Here is a 14,917-nt window from a genome sequence, read left to right as displayed (position 1 = left end):
CCCAGAGTGTGTAAAAACGCCTCCGCGAACCCTTGCTATGATTTCTGAGGATTTCATCGCAAGGATCGCCCATGAAGCGCTTTATCCAAGGTGAACATCGAGGCCAAGGCACCTTACTTCCCGAGAGCCTCGACGACTACGTCAGCGATACCAATCCGGTACGCGTAGTCGATGTCTTTGTCGACGAACTCGACCTGGTCAATCTGGGTTTTGAAGGTGCCATTCCAGCCGACACTGGCCGACCTGCTTACCATCCCTCGGTCTTGTTGAAGATCTACATCTACGGTTATCTCAACCGCATCCAGTCGAGCCGACGCCTGGAGCGAGAAGCCCAACGTAACGTCGAACTGATGTGGTTGACCGGACGTTTGATGCCGGATTTCAAGACCATCGCCAACTTCCGAAAGGACAACAGCAAGGCCATTCGAGGCGTCTGTCGCCAGTTCGTTGTGCTGTGTCAGCAGTTGGGATTATTCGGAGAAAATCTGGTCGCGATCGATGGCAGTAAGTTCAAAGCCGTCAACAACCGCGACCGCAATTTCACCAGCGCCAAACTGAAACGGCGCATGGAAGAAATTGAATCGAGTATCAATCGTTACCTGGCAGCACTCGATGCTGCTGATCGGCAAGAACCTCCATCTTCCGAGCCCAGTGCCGTGCGGCTGGAAGAGAAAATCGCCAAGCTCAAAACTCAAATGAAGGAGCTTCAGGCGATCGAAATCCAGCTCAATGAATCACCGGATAAACAGGTCTCACTGACCGATCCAGACAGCCGATCCATGATGACGCGCGGCACGGGAATTGTTGGCTATAACGTGCAGACAGCGGTCGACACGCAGCACCATTTGATCGTTGCGCATGAGGTGACCAACGTTGGTTCCGACCGCGATCAACTCAGCTCGATGGCTAAGCAAGCCCGCGAGGCGATGGCGTCAGAAACGTTGTCGGTAGTGGCGGACCGAGGTTACTTCAAAAGCGAACAAATCCTCGCTTGTCACGATGCCGGTATCACCGCCTATGTGCCCAAACCGATGACCTCTGGAGCCAAGGCTGACGGGCGTTTCAATAACGATGCCTTCATATATGACGCGGCAAAAAACGAATACATTTGCCCGGCTGGCGAGGCGCTGGTCTGGCACTACTCCTACGTTGAAAAAGGCCTGAATTTGCATCGTTACTGGAGTTCGAAATGCCGGGGCTGCGCGTTGAAATCGCAGTGCACCCCGAGCACGGAACGACGAATTCGACGCTGGGAGCATGAAGCTGTATTGGAGGAAATGCAGCTTAGGCTGAGCAAAGCACCGGAGATGATGCGCGTCCGAAAACGGACTGTTGAGCATCCCTTCGGGACGCTCAAACAATGGATGGGTGCAACGCACTTCCTGACACGAAAGCTGGCTGGGGTGAGCGCGGAGATGAGCTTGAATGTGCTCGCCTACAACTTGAAACGGGTCATGAAAATCATTGGTGCTAACGGTTTAATGAAGGCGCTGTCGGCATAAAAAAGGCTGGTTTTGGCCCATTCCAGAGGCTGTAAAAACAACGTTACGTGTTCCAGGTCGCGACCGGTGCGACTCGAAGCATTGACCGTGCGATCGCTCAGCCAACGAACGTCAATGGCTCAAGACGATCAGGTTATGAGCGTTTTTACACACTCTGGACCGTTCTCTGCCGTACATGGTTGCAAAGCATGCTGCTCGAATCCGATGCAATCGGTAGTCAGAACGAATGCAAATGACTGGTCAGGTCGATGCAAACGGGTGTTCCAGTGGAGTGCAATTTCGCATTCTCCACTGGGCGCCTTTATGCAAGGCATCCAAGCCTATAAAGTAGCCCCCTCCAAACAAGGAGGATGGAACAGTGCTCACCAAAATTGAGCTGCTGGACGAACTGCTTCAGCGCTATGCCGGAAACCTCGGCAATGACTTCACCGGATACCGAAATCATGTGTACCGAGTCATCAACTTTTGTTGCTCGCTCAGTACGCTGGACGCTGTGAATCTAGAAAAGATAGTTTTGGCCGGGGTATTTCATGATCTTGGTATATGGACGGCCAAGACGTTTGATTATTTGCCCCCCTCAGAGCAATTGGCAGAAGACTTCCTTCAGGAAATCGACAAGCTGGATTGGGCGCAAGAAATTATCTTGATCATTCGCAACCACCATAAAATAACTCGGTCCCATCGCGATCCACAGAACCTTGCAGAGGTCTTTCGCAAAGCCGATTGGGTCGACGTCTCCCGTGGTGCGGTTACTTTTGGACTCTCACGACAGAAGCGACGTGAGATATTCTCGGCCTTTCCTGATGCAGGATTTCACATTCGCTTAGTTCAGCTTTCGCTCAAACGACTGCTAACGAACCCATTGAGCCCACTGCCAATGATGCGGCTCTGAATTTAGTGAGCCCACCCAGGCTGTGGTGATCACAATGCTACCGGACTTGTGGTCGTTGCACGGCGCGCATTGCTTCCAGACATTGAGCGCTTTGGGGGGGACCGCCCATACGGGAACACCCATACCACATAATTATAGGAATACCGATTTGCAAAAGTATGGGAACGCCCGTAATACTTCGCGGATGGAATTTAAAGAAAGACTCAAAATCGCCCGTCGCCATGCCGGTCTAAACCAGACCGAGCTTGCCGAGCGCGCCGGCCTCACGCAGACATCAATTTCCGACCTTGAGCGCGGCAAATCGAAGGCGACAGCCTTTGCTGCTCAGATTGCTTCGGTCTGTGGTGTCTCCCCTATGTGGCTCGCTGAAGGCAGTGGCGACATGCTCAAAGGTGTTGCAGTAACCGCTGAGCGCACTCAACCAAACGTGGCAATGTCAGACATTGAGACATGGGATGACGAAACCCCGCTCGATGACGACGAGGTTTACGTGCCATTTCTCCAGGAAGTGGAGTTAGCAGCGGGCTCCGGCCGATTCGCGATTGCCGAAAGCACCAGCGCCAGGCTGCGCTTCTTCAAGAAAGACCTTCGCCACAACAACGTTCAGTTCAGCAACGCGAAGTGCGTCGCGGTGAGCGGCAACAGCATGCTGCCGGTGCTGCGCGACGGCGCCACGGTTGGCGTGAACGTTGGCAAGAACACATTGAGCGATATCGTCGACGGCGAGATGTACGCGATCAACCACCACGGCCAGCTAAGGGTCAAACAGGTGTACCGCACGCCCACCGGAATTCGCCTGCGAAGCTTCAACCGAGACGAACATCCGGACGAGGACTACACGTTCCAGCAAATCCAGGAGCAGCAGATTTCAATTCTGGGGCATGTGTTCTGGTGGGCGATGTATTCGCGTTGAAGGGCTGAGTTGGCTCCAACGGTTGCAGCCTTGGCAGAACAACGCTCTGCTGGACGCCACTCCTCAATGCCTGGACGAGCTTGAGGCGTTCGTCGTACTGCGCGTGGCCGCACTCCCAAGAAGAATTTCAGCGCATCCAATCTCACCAAATGCAGACTCCCTCTCACCATAAGAATGTGGGAGCGCTGAATTATGGGAATACCCATTGACACAAATTACGGGTATACCTATATTCAAGTCCAAGCCAACGCATCACAGGCCCAGCAGCACCAAAAGTAAGGCTCAACTGAGCAAAGGGTGACATCAAATGAAATAGGGAAATGACCATGACCGTAGACATCAGCAACTACACAATCGCTACACCGCTTCCAATCTCCGACACCAACCCGATCGCGCTTGAATTGATCGGCTGGCGGGCACTGCTTGAATGCCCGGAAGTTGTTTCGATGCTTCCAGATGGCTCGCTGCAAATGACGGCGCCGACGCTCGGTGCTTCGAGCAAGAGCACCCTGCGGACGCGCTGCGAGTGGAAAGAGCCGGGCTATTGGTTGTTCGCCAGCGCTGCTGACCACTGGAACCGACAAGAAATGCGAGTCACGAAGGTCAACTCGCTGCAGAAGGTTGTGATCAGCCAGATTCATGTTCAGGGTTCGGAAAGGCCACCTGTAAAAGTGTTTTGGAACAAAGGCCGAATCACGATGGGATTTCGGTCGAGCTATCTCCAGGAAGACCCGGTGAACACGACGATTCTGGAAGACGTGCCACTCGGTGCACTTTTCAAAATCAACATTCACGCCAATTCGAACGGCGCTGTATCCGTCTCGGCGAGCTGTAATGGCGTCAAATCCACCTCTGCAATCATGCGCCTCGACAACACCTGGGACACGAAAACTCTCGCCTTCCACGGCGGTGTGTACAACCAGATCGATTACTCCGACACCACTGACCCGCAAGACGGTTCGGTCTGCATCATCAGCGACCTTTCCATCACCCACCTCTGAAATCGCGCATTTCGTGCGAGCATGACAACCAGCGTCACGTCAGCCTGACGATAACTGCCCGCCCCTCTCATTGAGAGCGCATCGGAGTGTGATCTGTAGCAAAGCAGGCACCTGACTGTTAATCAGGCCAGCCACTGAGTACGCCGGKCAGAGACCGGCGCAGGCAGAGCCAGAGGTGACGACCTCGCGCAGATCACCCCCGCTGCGCACGGCACGGATGAGCGCAGCCGAGTGGCTTTTGATCAGTTCACGACCTGAATGCACCACTGGAAAAGCGATTCTCGGTTGAGGCAGATATCCGAGCGCAATGCTCAACACGTCTCGAACTAAACAGACCACAAAAGACTTCCCGGATGGGTCAATCATCCCGACCTTGAAACCGCAAACGGTATTGCCCCGGGCTCTCCCCCGTCCATTTTTTGAAGGCGCGGTGAAACGCACTCGGCTCCTGAAACCCCAACTGTTCGGCAATATCGCTGATGTTCGCCTTACTCTGGCGCAACCGTTCAAACGCCACCCCGCGCCGCACTTCATCCTTGATTTCCTGATACGAACAGCCCTCACGTCCCAGTTTCCGGCGAAAGGTACTGGGGCTCAGGTGCTGTTCCAGGGCGAAGTCCTGCAAGGTCGGCCATTCGCTGTAATGGCTATGGCGCAGGCGCTGATGAACCTGCGATGCCAGCCCATGCTGGTTGCGGAAGCGGATCACCAGCCATTGAGGTGCGGTGCGCAAAAACACTTTCAGCGAGGCAAGGTCCTGAACCACCGGCAGCCGCAAGTAGTGACTGGCGAACTCGATTTCGGTGTGTTCGGTGCCAAAGGTCAGGTTGGGCCCCCAGAGCAAGGCGTCATCACGCAGCGACAAACGCTGATGACGAAAGTCCGCACGATCGATGGGAATTCGCCGCCCGCCTAGCCAACACAGCAGACTGATCATCAACACCAGAAACGTTTCTTCGCCCAGCCGGCTGACCTCGCTGTTCTGCGAGCGGGTCTGCAAGCTGATGACCGCACGCTTGCCACGCACACTCAACATGCCGCGAAAATCACGCAGGAACAACGCGAAATTGGCCAGGCACTGACGCATGGCTTTTTCCAGCGTCGGCTCCTGAATCAATGCCCGACAGATCAAGGCAAAACTGCCCGGCGGCATACCATGGGAGTCCAACTGGAAAAATTCATCGTTCAACTCACGAATCTGCGCCAGCCACAACGCGGCGAAAGCCGTGGCCGGCACCCGTGCTGTCGGCTGATCCATCAGTGCCGGATCAATTCCCACCTGTTCAAGGAGTGACCGCAAACGCTGCGGCTTCTCACGCAACGCATGGATCATGGGATACATGAAGTAAACCGCCACCGAATCCGTTTCCCGCATTTGAATGCCTCTCTCGTTACATCTGAACATGGCAAAAAACGCCATCACCCTTGAACAGTTTTGGCATAGGCCAGCGGCGCTGCTGATTCTAGACTCGTGCTCAACAAAAAAGACCTGTTCAAGAGAGCCAACATGAACCATTCCGATATTTTTGTAGTGAGCGCCGTCCGTTCTGCCATCGGCAGCTTTGGCGGTTCACTCAAGGATGTACCGCCTATTCAGTTGGCAACCGATGTTTGCCGCGCCGCTATCGAACGATCTGGCCTGGCGCCCGAGCATATCGGCCACGCGGTGATGGGGCATGTGATCCCGACCGAGGCACGCGACGCCTACATCTCCCGGGTCGTAGCGATGAATGCCGGCCTGACGAAAGAGACTCCCGCCTTCAACGTCAACCGTCTTTGCGGTTCGGGTTTGCAGGCGATTGTCAGTGCCGCGCAAAGTTTGATGCTGGGGGATGCGGGCGCTGCGCTGGCAGGTGGCGTCGAGTCCATGAGCCGCGGCGCGTACCTGTTGCCGCAGGCGCGCTGGGGCGCACGAATGGGCGACATGCAGGCCGTCGACTACATGCTTGGCGCACTGCAAGACCCGTTTGCCGGTTTCCATATGGGGATCACCGCTGAAAATATCGCCGAGCACTATGGCATCACGCGTCAGGCCCAGGATGAGTTGGCGCTTCTCAGCCAACAGCGTGCTGCCCGGGCGATTGCCGAGGGGCGTTTTTCCGGGCAGATCGTGCCGATCGAAGTCGCGACCCGCAAAGGGACGGTTTCCTTTGCGACGGATGAGCATGTACGGGCTGAGGTCAACGTCGAGCAATTGAGCCGCATGAAACCGGCGTTCAAAAAGGACGGCACCGTCACCGCCGGCAACGCGTCTGGTCTCAATGATGGTGCCGGCGCACTGATCATGGCCACCGGTCAAACTGTTCAGGAACAGGGTCTCAAGCCCATGGCTCGACTGGTGGGTTATGCCCACGCAGGCGTTGAGCCCTCAATGATGGGGCTGGGACCGATTCCCGCCACCCGTTTGGTGCTCAAGCGCGCCGGCCTGACCGTTGCCGATCTTGACGTGATCGAGTCCAACGAAGCCTTCGCCGCCCAGGCCTGTGCCGTAGCGCAAGAGCTGGGCTTCGATCCGCAGAAGGTCAACCCCAACGGTTCGGGCATCTCGCTGGGCCATCCGGTGGGCGCCACTGGCGCGATCATCGCCACCAAAGCCATTCATGAACTGCACCGCTGTCAGGGCCGTTATGCCCTGGCGACCATGTGCATCGGTGGCGGCCAAGGCATCGCCGTGTTGTTCGAACGGGTTTGATCACAAGGACATACGCATGAACCTACAGAACATTGGCGTTATCGGCGCCGGCACCATGGGCAATGGCATCGCGCAAGTCTGCGCCCTGGCCGGCTTCAACGTGACCTTGATCGACATTTCCGAGAGCGCTCTGCAAAAGGCAATCGCGACCGTCGATAAAAACCTTGATCGGCAGGTCGCCAAGGACGCGCTGACGCAGGAACAAAAACTCGCCGCCCTCGACAAGATTCGCACCAGCACTGATTACGGCAGCCTGCTGAACGCGCAACTGGTGATCGAAGCCGCCACCGAAAACCTCGATCTGAAACTGCGCGTGTTGCAACAGATCGCCGCTCAGGTCAGCGCCGAGTGCGTGATTGCTTCCAACACGTCGTCGCTGTCCATCACCCAACTCGCCGCCAGCGTGAGCCAGCCTGAGCGTTTCATCGGCCTGCACTTTTTCAACCCGGTGCCGGTGATGGGCCTGATCGAAGTGATTCGTGGCCTGCAAACCAGCGATGCCACCCACGCCCTGGCGCTGGACATGGCAAAAACCCTCGGCAAGACCGCGATCACCGCGGGCAACCGTCCGGGCTTCGTGGTCAACCGGATTCTGGTGCCGATGATCAACGAAGCGATCCTGGTGTTTCAGGAAGGCCTGGCCAGCGCCGAAGACATCGACGCCGGCATGCGCCTGGGTTGCAACCAGCCGATCGGGCCACTGGCTCTGGCGGATCTGATCGGTCTGGACACGGTGCTGGCCATTCTCGAAGCGTTTTACGACGGCTTCAATGACAGCAAATATCGCCCTGCACCGCTGCTCAAGGAAATGGTCGCCGCCGGTTACCTGGGGCGTAAAACGGGACGTGGCTTCCATGCCTATGCCTGAGCGTTGCTCACGGTTTGCCGAGTACCGGGGCAAGGTGCTGGAGCTGTTTGCCAGCAAGGGTTTCGGTCAGGTCGGCATGCGTGAGCTGGCGACAAGCCTGGGGCTCACTCCAGGCTCGTTGTATCACCATTACCCCAGCAAGCAGCACTTGCTGCTCGACTTGATCGAGGAGTTCTACGAAGAGCTGTTGGCAACCTTGGGGCGCCTTGAACAACAGGTGCCGGCAAAACGCGACAGGCTCAACAGCCTGATCCGCGCCCACCTGAGTCTGCACCAGGAAATGCCCTGGCATTTTCGACTGGCGGAGCGCGACAGTGGCTGCCTCAACGAGGAGCAGCAGGAACAGGTTCGCCACTTGCGTGAGCAATACGAACGCAAATTGCTGCTGATGCTCGGAGCCAAACCCCGCGTGAGCGAACCGGCGCAACGGGCCGCGGGTCGAGCCATTGCAGCCTTGCTCAATAGCGCGCCCAGTTGGCTGATGCAACATTCGCTGGATGAACAAGAGCGCGATAATTTGATGGAAAACATGGTGAGTGGCGCCATCGAGCGATTATTGGCGCCAAAGACGCGTAATTGGGCGACGACTGCCAACGCGGGCGACAGTACGAAGCAGCCAACTACGAAATAACAAGCCTATGCGGCTCTTCCTCGAACTGAGTCGTCAGCAGATTCCGTACGACAAAGCCCCGATTATTCGGGGCTTTGTCATTTCTGGGGATACCTGCTGGTTGAGCCGGCAGACGTCGGAACAGTCGAAGGCTGCGGTCTTTTGACCTTCCAGCGCCCTTTGTTTACTGGGTGACCACAATCTTCCCGATCATCTGCGGGTGCAGCGCACAAAAATACTCGAACTCTCCCGGCGTATTGAACACCCAGGAAAAACTGTCATTCGTATCCAGCGCCCCCGAGCGAAACACCTTGTGGGTTTCTGCCACCGTGTGCGGAATCTGGTCGTCATTCACCCACGTCACTTTGGTGCCCACGGCCACGGTCAAATCCTTGGGTGCAAACATGAACTCCTTGATATCGATCTTCACCTCCTGAGCCCACGCCGGCATCGACAGCATCAGGCACACCACCGCCAACAGTCGCGTTTTCATCTGACCGCCCTCCCCTAGACCAGTGTCGAATCAATCAGCGCCAGCGGATGATCGCCCTGTGTCGCTCGCACATCGGTGATCCCCAGGTAATTGCGCAATTGATCGGCGGCCACCGTCATCGGCCCCGGTGCCGGCGCCGCACCCGGTGCAGGTTGTGGGTAAGCCGTGCCACGGGCGGTGTGGAAGGTGATGTTGCCTTCGACCTTCTGGATGACTTGATGGATGTGGCCGTTCAATACCGTCACTGAACCGTACTTGCGCAGCATCGCAATCGCCTGATCACCATCCTCGGTGCCCCAGCCCCACGGCTGATAAATCGTCCACAGCGGAATGTGGGTAAACACGACGATGGGTGTACTGGTCGTCACCGCCCGCAAATCATCGGCCAGCCAGGCCAGTTGATCGGCGCCAAGGGTGGCTTCGTGACCGGCCTGGAAGTTGAAGACGTTTACCAGTGCGATGAAATGCACGCCGTGGTCATCGAAGCTGTACCAGCCATTGCCTTTGGTGCCCTTGCCGTATCGCTCCAGGTAAAGCTTGCCGCCGCCCTCATCGAGGGTGTCGTGTTCACCCGGCACGTAATGCACGGTGGACGGCAGCCCCTTGAGCAACTGTGCCGCAGTGTCGAACTCCTCAGGCTTGGACAGGTGCGTGATGTCGCCGGTATGCAGAATCAGCGACGGTGGTTTTGGCAGCTTGATGACCTTGTCGATCGCCACCTGCAATGTCTTTGCCGGCTCCGGGTTGGCTTCCTTGTTGAAGCCGATGTGCGAGTCGCTGATCTGCACGAAGTGAAACGTGCTGGCCAGTGCCTTGGGGTCGGCGACGTTGCCTGCCTCATCCAGCGCAAAGGCCCGGGGAATGCCGCCGCTCAGGGCCCAGATAACCCCTGCCCCGGCCCACGCCGAGCACTTGAGCAGCGTTCGGCGGTCAGGGTTCAGCAAGTCGTCGGTGCGCAATGGGTGTTTTGATTGAATGTCCATCGGTATGTCCTCGCTGGCGGACTACAGTGATGTAGCTGACACGAGGTAAACCTTGCGGGATGAGTGTTTATTCCGTGCTGGAAAACAAATTCTTTTCAGGGAATAAAAGACCACGCACCACGGTTATAGGGGTGTGACAGTACGGAAGCCACTATGAAGCGATTTGAGGACCTGATTGCGCCCCATCTGGACGCGGCTTACAACCTCGCGCGCTGGCTCACTGGCAACGACGCCGCCGCACGCGATGTCGTGCAGGAAAGTGCCCTGCGCGCCTTCAGGTTTTTGCAGCGTTTCGCCGATGGCAACGCCAAGGCCTGGTTTCTGACCATCGTGCGCAATGAAAGCTACACCTGGCTCAAAGCCTCGGCCGGGCGCCATTGGGTTGCTTTCGATGACGACATTGGCGATGACGAAGGGGCACTGAGCCACAGCCAGACCCCGGAATTGCTGGCTATTCACACCGAAAACGCGGCGTTGATCCAGCAAGCGCTGTGCGCCCTGCCGCCGGTGTTTCGTGAGGTGATTGTGCTGAAAGAACTCGAAGACATGCCTTACAAGGACATCGCTTTGGTGGTCGATATCCCCATCGGCACCGTCATGTCGAGACTGGCCCGGGGGCGCGCGATGCTCAAGCTCGAACTACTGAAGTTGCACGATCATGAATGAACTCGACTGCACGGTTTGCCAGACACGGCTGCATGGTTATCTGGATCACGAACTCGATCCTGCGACGGCTGCGGATGTAGCTGCGCATCTGGCCGCATGCCCCGAGTGCGCGCGGCTGCATGATGAAGTGAAACTGCTGAAGGTCAGTGTGAAGCGCCAGGCGCCGTATTACCCGGCGCCGACATCGTTAGCGGCCAGCGTGTTTGCCGCGGGTGCTCCCGCGACTCGCGCCGTCGAACGCTGGCGGAAATGGTTCGCTCCGACGTTTTCTACGGCGGCGCTGGCCTTGGCGGCAGTGCTTTATGTGATGACGCCGGGCAGCGAGCAACCTCTGATGGACGAGGCTGTCTCCAGCCATGTCCGCTCGTTGATGGGCGAGCATCTGAACGATGTGGTGTCCTCCGACCGCCACACCGTGAAGCCCTGGTTCACCGGCAAACTCGACTTCTCGCCGCCGGTATTCGATTACTCGGCGCAGGGATTTCCATTACTGGGTGGGCGGCTGGATTATCTACAACACCAGACCAYGGCAGCGCTGAGTTATGGGAGGGCCAAGCACATCATCAATGTGTTTATCCTGCCCGTGCCGGAGGCAGACAAACCGCGGCAGACCCAGACGATTCGTGGCTTTAACGTGGTGTCCTGGCAAGCCAACCACATGCGTTTCGTGCTGGTTTCCGATGTGGAAAAAAGTGAACTGGAGGCGTTCAGCCAGTTGCTCAGGGACGGTGTCTGAAGGGAGCACGGTTTCGCGTGCGCCGTCATTCTCTCTGTCGAGAACAATCAAAAATGGGTGCTCGCCCAACCAAGGCCTAGCACTCCGTGCTTGGTAAAGAACCGAAGCTGGGTGAGCGGTGAGAACTCTATCCAGAGTTGCGCCCAGTGTCCCGAACACAATTCTGAATAAACCTGAACAGCCCGCCGGTGAACGGCGGGCCAGGAATCTTCATGTTCGAAGAACTCTGAACTGCCTAACAGGTCGGCATTTCTGTTACGAATGCACGCGCCCCTACGCGCAATGGTTCGTCGTTCAGCGTCCGGCGTAATCAGGTTTTACTCACTGCCAGTGCGCGACCACTCATCATCCATGGCACCCGCTGTGCTGGCAACTATCCACGCCACTGCACAAGCCACTAACGAGAACACGGCAAAAGCCCCCATCACATGCAAGTAAGGCAGCACGTGATTCCACGCTCGAGCCACCCCCAGGAATGCAGCAAATGACCAGCCACTCATTGAGAGAGCGCCCAACAGGGCAAGGCGAGTCCGGGCGCAGCTGTTTAACAAAACAAAGGGAGCTTTCTGCAGCAGCGGAAAACCGATTCGATGCAACAAAGCGCCGTTGAGGCTAAGCAGCGCGACAACACTCACCTTGGCCCAGAGCTTTTGATTGAGCAGATACGTGGTCCCCTCATAGAGGTAACCCTGGAGCACCAGCAGCAAGCCACTTCCCCAAAGAGCCAATAGCGCGAGCATGACGATTTTTTGAGTCTCGTCGAGATACTCACGTTGCACTTGGCTCAACACCTCCTTGCGCCAGCTCCATAGCTTTTGATCTGCCTGCAGCACCCTCCCCAGAGCAATACAGGTGGCAATCAGATGACCGTACACGAGTAGCATTTTGAGCATTACCTGAACCTTATTTTTATGTGGGCAATGCACTCCCTCGCACCCTTGATTTGAAACTAAATGATACGGATTATTATTTGTATCGAGCAAGTTACAAACTCAACCATCCATCCGAAGCCGCCTGCCCTCTCGCACGTTTGCGGTGTTGCGCTGTTCCTTGAGCAACGCCCGAATACGAAAACGCCGCTCAATGAGCGGCGCTGGAGAATCCCGGTTCACCACGATGACGAGCGGAGACAAAACATTCTGAACCCTGTACATCCCCTCCAAGTCGAAAAATAGACAGTCAGTAATCACTGAAGCATCCCTTTAAAAGGAGTCTTTTTCATGAAGATCTCGGAAGTTATGACGAAAGATGTTTTAACAGCCAAACCAAGCCAGACGATCCAGGAGGCTGCAAGCATGATGGCCAGGATCGATAGCGGCGCCATTATGGTTGAAGAGCAAGAGCGCCTGATTGGCATGATCACGGACCGGGACATCGCCATCAGAGCCGTCGCCGAAGGACTCACCGGAACAACCCCTATCAGTAAAATAATGAGTGGCGGCATCCGCTATTGCTATGAGGATGAAGACATCGAGCATGTCGCTAGAAACATGGCGGACGTCCACCTCCGTCGCCTGCCCGTGCTTAACCGAGACAAGCGTCTGGTTGGCGTCGTATCGCTGGGAAACATTGCCAGCACACGATCTCAGTCCGCCGCCGCGACTGTTTTGTGCGGCGTGGCACAGGCTCATTAACCGATTGGATAATGAGCCGTTCAAGTGTTCATCAGGATTAAAGCCCCATGGATCCGAAACGCTCGCCTGACCTGGAATCCGTTGGAAATTCGGCTTCAAGGCCAGGCGAGTCCTTCTGTAAATAGTCGCTGCCCCTTCCCCCACGCAACGCACCCTTCGCTGAACTGCATTCGCTTTGCGCGACACATTAGCCCGGCTCGATGAGTAGGTCTTTGTCTTCCGGGCCTAGCGCCGGCTCTTGATCCTCCAATTTGCCGGTTTCACGCTTCTTCTTCAGGCGGGTTCGAGCGCGCTCGGTGTCATAAGACTTTCCTTCAGCCAAGGCATGCAGGGTCGATGAAATTCGATAGAAACCACCACACGGTTCGCAATGAATGCGCAATCCGCCCCCGAACGAAAGATCTTCCAGCGCATTGGTATTGCCACACAGCGGACAGTTCATAGCCACCTCCTGAACATTCAGCTATAGCCGCTTTCAGCCCGCCATAAACGCTGGCAACCTGGACAGGTGTGATGACGAATAGCGCGGATATGTTTATATCGACACGGGCGATCCAAGGAGGTTGCTTGTTTTTACACGACAGTCGAACGTTAGGCGTCGCTCGGCAGCTGCTGCATCTCTTGATCGTTCAGAAGCCGCTGAAGATCAAAAGATCGCAGCCTTGGGCAGCGCCTACCGAGGGTGGCGTTACAGCCGGGGCGGAATCTAATCCGAAGTCAGCGGCTGCCTGGAGCGACTCGGCGCGATGACCGACTTCTCCCCGGTGTCGCGATGCAACAAGGCAACGTTGTAGTCATAGCGGGATATCAACGGCACCGGCTCGTCATTGCGGGACATCTTGAGCCATTGTCTTGTGCGCTCGATGTCAAAGGATTCGTTCCTGCCCTTCATGCTTTTAATCAGGTTGGCCGAGACCCTGAAGCGTCCACATCCAGCCGAGCATGCAACTTCTGACCAGTCTTCAGCCACATGAACAGTGTTAGAGACAGCGTGACAAATTAAGCACTTCATGTTCGATCTCCGTATCCATGAATTACCAACTGTAGACGATCCACGAACAAAGAACTCAGCGCCCAAAAAAACCGGGGGCAGTCCATCGCGCCACCCAGTGACAGCCTGGCCAGGTGACCTGTCAAAGGGGCGATAAGTGAAGAGCCCGGCCGCAATGGCCGGGCTCCGTTTTATCTTCTGTTTTCAAGCATCTTGTCGGCGAGCGCTTTGGCTCTTTGGATCAGCATGTTTTGCCTGTCTTCGTGGGTGGTTTCTCCTACCACCGGTGCCGTCAGATGGCTTTCGGCAATCAGCGCAGCACAGAAATATTGGTCCCAAACAGTGCTTTGCTCCGACGCCTGTCTAATCGTTTGGTCGGCGATCATATGCGGCTCCTTTTGATGAGGTAGCCTCTTCAGTTTACGCCCGAATCACCAACAACCTACGTTGTGCAGGACAGTCGGCACTGCCAATCGCTGGCGACAAATCGTTTCCTCGACTAGGATCTTTATCGTACAGGACTTCGCCCACTGTGTTGTCGGGCGACTCACAAGGGAGAGATAGATGACGCCTACTCGTATTACCGAGCAAACCTATCGTGGCTGGTCCAGCCCCATCTTGCTTGAACTCAAGGAGAGAGAACATCAACTGGATCCTTCGGCACGCCAGGCCCTGCGAAATGTCCTGGTCGAGAGAAGGCTTATAAACACTGGCAATCCTTCTGGCAGTGATCGGCGCAAGGCTGATCCGGCCGGGTAACAACAGGTTTTAGCAATAGCGCTTACCCACCTCATCACCGACGCTGCTGGCGCTTCGCCGGCAGCGTGCTTGTAAGTCATCCCCAAATGCCAGGCAAAAAAAAGCCCAGGCAGCTGATGGACGCCTGGGCTATAAAAATGCATAAACCGTGGTGGTGAACGCGGGGCAATATTACCC

18 protein-coding genes are annotated in these 14,917 nt (G+C 56.3%); 11 read left to right on the top strand and 7 right to left on the bottom strand.

Annotated elements, in window-relative coordinates; genetic code table 11:
- Positions 1-71: 71 nt before the first annotated feature.
- The 4 genes from AC1DIS_RS28480 (at position 72) to AC1DIS_RS28465 (ending at position 4,308) form a co-directional block, all read left to right on the top strand.
- A complete protein-coding gene (locus AC1DIS_RS28480) occupies positions 72-1,502 on the top strand; it encodes an IS1182 family transposase (protein ID WP_477744694.1) in 1,431 nt (476 codons plus the stop codon).
- 358 nt (positions 1,503-1,860) lie between these two features.
- Positions 1,861-2,394 carry an HD domain-containing protein gene (locus AC1DIS_RS28475; RefSeq protein ID WP_032834034.1) on the top strand — a complete coding sequence of 178 codons (534 nt, stop codon included), beginning with the start codon at positions 1,861-1,863 and terminating at the stop codon, positions 2,392-2,394.
- A gap of 184 nt (positions 2,395-2,578) precedes the next feature.
- Positions 2,579-3,307, top strand: a complete 729-nt coding sequence (locus AC1DIS_RS28470; protein WP_018927969.1) for an XRE family transcriptional regulator — start codon at positions 2,579-2,581, stop codon at positions 3,305-3,307.
- Positions 3,308-3,633: 326 nt separating this feature from the next.
- Positions 3,634-4,308, top strand: coding sequence for a polysaccharide lyase family 7 protein (locus AC1DIS_RS28465; protein ID WP_477744583.1), 675 nt, complete (start codon positions 3,634-3,636; stop codon positions 4,306-4,308).
- 358 nt (positions 4,309-4,666) lie between these two features.
- Here AC1DIS_RS28465 and AC1DIS_RS28460 read toward each other — a convergent pair whose 3' ends face one another.
- Positions 4,667-5,683: an AraC family transcriptional regulator gene (locus AC1DIS_RS28460; protein ID WP_064617061.1), complete on the bottom strand. Its 1,017-nt coding sequence runs from the start codon at positions 5,681-5,683 to the stop codon at positions 4,667-4,669.
- A gap of 132 nt (positions 5,684-5,815) precedes the next feature.
- Between AC1DIS_RS28460 and AC1DIS_RS28455 the strand changes: the two genes are divergently transcribed.
- Genes AC1DIS_RS28455 through AC1DIS_RS28445 form a run of 3 tightly spaced genes read left to right on the top strand, consistent with a single transcriptional unit; the run spans position 5,816 to position 8,499 of the window.
- Positions 5,816-7,000 carry an acetyl-CoA C-acyltransferase family protein gene (locus tag AC1DIS_RS28455; RefSeq protein ID WP_064617060.1) on the top strand — a complete coding sequence of 395 codons (1,185 nt, stop codon included), beginning with the start codon at positions 5,816-5,818 and terminating at the stop codon, positions 6,998-7,000.
- Positions 7,001-7,016: 16 nt separating this feature from the next.
- Positions 7,017-7,868 (top strand): 3-hydroxybutyryl-CoA dehydrogenase, encoded by an 852-nt coding sequence (locus AC1DIS_RS28450; protein ID WP_477744582.1) that lies wholly within the window; start codon positions 7,017-7,019, stop codon positions 7,866-7,868.
- Entirely contained in the window at positions 7,855-8,499 is a 645-nt protein-coding gene (locus AC1DIS_RS28445) for a TetR/AcrR family transcriptional regulator (protein WP_477744581.1), read from the top strand. The genes AC1DIS_RS28450 and AC1DIS_RS28445 overlap by 14 nt, the downstream gene beginning before the upstream one ends.
- Before the next feature lie 163 nt (positions 8,500-8,662).
- Here AC1DIS_RS28445 and AC1DIS_RS28440 read toward each other — a convergent pair whose 3' ends face one another.
- Entirely contained in the window at positions 8,663-8,971 is a 309-nt protein-coding gene (locus tag AC1DIS_RS28440) for a cupredoxin domain-containing protein (protein ID WP_007941931.1), read from the bottom strand.
- 14 nt (positions 8,972-8,985) lie between these two features.
- Complete coding sequence (locus AC1DIS_RS28435) at positions 8,986-9,954, bottom strand: metallophosphoesterase family protein (protein WP_018927975.1); 969 nt, start codon at positions 9,952-9,954, stop codon at positions 8,986-8,988.
- Positions 9,955-10,107: 153 nt separating this feature from the next.
- On the opposite strand from AC1DIS_RS28435, the gene AC1DIS_RS28430 reads away from it, so the two are divergent.
- Positions 10,108-10,620, top strand: coding sequence for a sigma-70 family RNA polymerase sigma factor (locus tag AC1DIS_RS28430; protein ID WP_007941935.1), 513 nt, complete (start codon positions 10,108-10,110; stop codon positions 10,618-10,620).
- Positions 10,613-11,356: an anti-sigma factor family protein gene (locus tag AC1DIS_RS28425; RefSeq protein ID WP_477781241.1), complete on the top strand. Its 744-nt coding sequence runs from the start codon at positions 10,613-10,615 to the stop codon at positions 11,354-11,356. Before AC1DIS_RS28430 ends, AC1DIS_RS28425 begins: the two co-directional genes overlap by 8 nt.
- Before the next feature lie 317 nt (positions 11,357-11,673).
- Here the strand turns inward: AC1DIS_RS28425 and AC1DIS_RS28420 are convergent, their stop codons facing one another.
- Positions 11,674-12,249, bottom strand: coding sequence for a hypothetical protein (locus tag AC1DIS_RS28420; RefSeq protein WP_111453847.1), 576 nt, complete (start codon positions 12,247-12,249; stop codon positions 11,674-11,676).
- A gap of 327 nt (positions 12,250-12,576) precedes the next feature.
- Between AC1DIS_RS28420 and AC1DIS_RS28415 the strand changes: the two genes are divergently transcribed.
- Entirely contained in the window at positions 12,577-12,990 is a 414-nt protein-coding gene (locus AC1DIS_RS28415; RefSeq protein ID WP_018927979.1) for a CBS domain-containing protein, read from the top strand.
- A gap of 187 nt (positions 12,991-13,177) precedes the next feature.
- Here AC1DIS_RS28415 and AC1DIS_RS28410 read toward each other — a convergent pair whose 3' ends face one another.
- From AC1DIS_RS28410 to AC1DIS_RS28400, 3 genes are all read right to left on the bottom strand, one after another.
- The gene (locus tag AC1DIS_RS28410; protein WP_018927980.1) at positions 13,178-13,432 is read right to left on the bottom strand and encodes a hypothetical protein; all 255 of its coding nucleotides are present in this window, start codon (positions 13,430-13,432) and stop codon (positions 13,178-13,180) included.
- 264 nt (positions 13,433-13,696) lie between these two features.
- Positions 13,697-13,882, bottom strand: coding sequence for a hypothetical protein (locus tag AC1DIS_RS28405; protein ID WP_172901198.1), 186 nt, complete (start codon positions 13,880-13,882; stop codon positions 13,697-13,699).
- A gap of 290 nt (positions 13,883-14,172) precedes the next feature.
- Positions 14,173-14,367, bottom strand: a complete 195-nt coding sequence (locus AC1DIS_RS28400; RefSeq protein WP_018927982.1) for a hypothetical protein — start codon at positions 14,365-14,367, stop codon at positions 14,173-14,175.
- Between the two features lie 178 nt (positions 14,368-14,545).
- Here AC1DIS_RS28400 and AC1DIS_RS28395 point away from each other — a divergent pair, with 178 nt between their 5' ends.
- Entirely contained in the window at positions 14,546-14,740 is a 195-nt protein-coding gene (locus tag AC1DIS_RS28395; protein ID WP_081625797.1) for a hypothetical protein, read from the top strand.
- The last annotated feature ends 177 nt before the right edge of the window (positions 14,741-14,917 follow it).

Source organism: Pseudomonas sp. 05N433, assembly GCF_056396925.1.
The sequence above is the reverse complement of the archived record's forward strand: the minus strand, read 5'-3'. Positions and strand labels throughout refer to the sequence as shown.

Bases quoted from the DNA above. Each gene is read 5' to 3' on its own strand.
- AC1DIS_RS28410 (WP_018927980.1), bottom strand. From the start codon at position 13,432: ATGAACTGTCCGCTGTGTGGCAATACCAATGCGCTGGAAGATCTTTCG.
- AC1DIS_RS28435 (WP_018927975.1), bottom strand. From the start codon at position 9,954: ATGGACATTCAATCAAAACACCCATTGCGCACCGACGACTTGCTGAAC.
- AC1DIS_RS28420 (WP_111453847.1), bottom strand. From the start codon at position 12,249: ATGCTCAAAATGCTACTCGTGTACGGTCATCTGATTGCCACCTGTATT.
- AC1DIS_RS28445 (WP_477744581.1), top strand. From the start codon at position 7,855: ATGCCTATGCCTGAGCGTTGCTCACGGTTTGCCGAGTACCGGGGCAAG.
- AC1DIS_RS28400 (WP_018927982.1), bottom strand. From the start codon at position 14,367: ATGATCGCCGACCAAACGATTAGACAGGCGTCGGAGCAAAGCACTGTT.
- AC1DIS_RS28470 (WP_018927969.1), top strand. From the start codon at position 2,579: ATGGAATTTAAAGAAAGACTCAAAATCGCCCGTCGCCATGCCGGTCTA.
- AC1DIS_RS28450 (WP_477744582.1), top strand. From the start codon at position 7,017: ATGAACCTACAGAACATTGGCGTTATCGGCGCCGGCACCATGGGCAAT.
- AC1DIS_RS28440 (WP_007941931.1), bottom strand. From the start codon at position 8,971: ATGAAAACGCGACTGTTGGCGGTGGTGTGCCTGATGCTGTCGATGCCG.
- AC1DIS_RS28455 (WP_064617060.1), top strand. From the start codon at position 5,816: ATGAACCATTCCGATATTTTTGTAGTGAGCGCCGTCCGTTCTGCCATC.
- AC1DIS_RS28430 (WP_007941935.1), top strand. From the start codon at position 10,108: ATGAAGCGATTTGAGGACCTGATTGCGCCCCATCTGGACGCGGCTTAC.
- AC1DIS_RS28405 (WP_172901198.1), bottom strand. From the start codon at position 13,882: ATGAAGGGCAGGAACGAATCCTTTGACATCGAGCGCACAAGACAATGG.
- AC1DIS_RS28465 (WP_477744583.1), top strand. From the start codon at position 3,634: ATGACCGTAGACATCAGCAACTACACAATCGCTACACCGCTTCCAATC.
- AC1DIS_RS28415 (WP_018927979.1), top strand. From the start codon at position 12,577: ATGAAGATCTCGGAAGTTATGACGAAAGATGTTTTAACAGCCAAACCA.
- AC1DIS_RS28395 (WP_081625797.1), top strand. From the start codon at position 14,546: ATGACGCCTACTCGTATTACCGAGCAAACCTATCGTGGCTGGTCCAGC.
- AC1DIS_RS28480 (WP_477744694.1), top strand. From the start codon at position 72: ATGAAGCGCTTTATCCAAGGTGAACATCGAGGCCAAGGCACCTTACTT.
- AC1DIS_RS28460 (WP_064617061.1), bottom strand. From the start codon at position 5,683: ATGCGGGAAACGGATTCGGTGGCGGTTTACTTCATGTATCCCATGATC.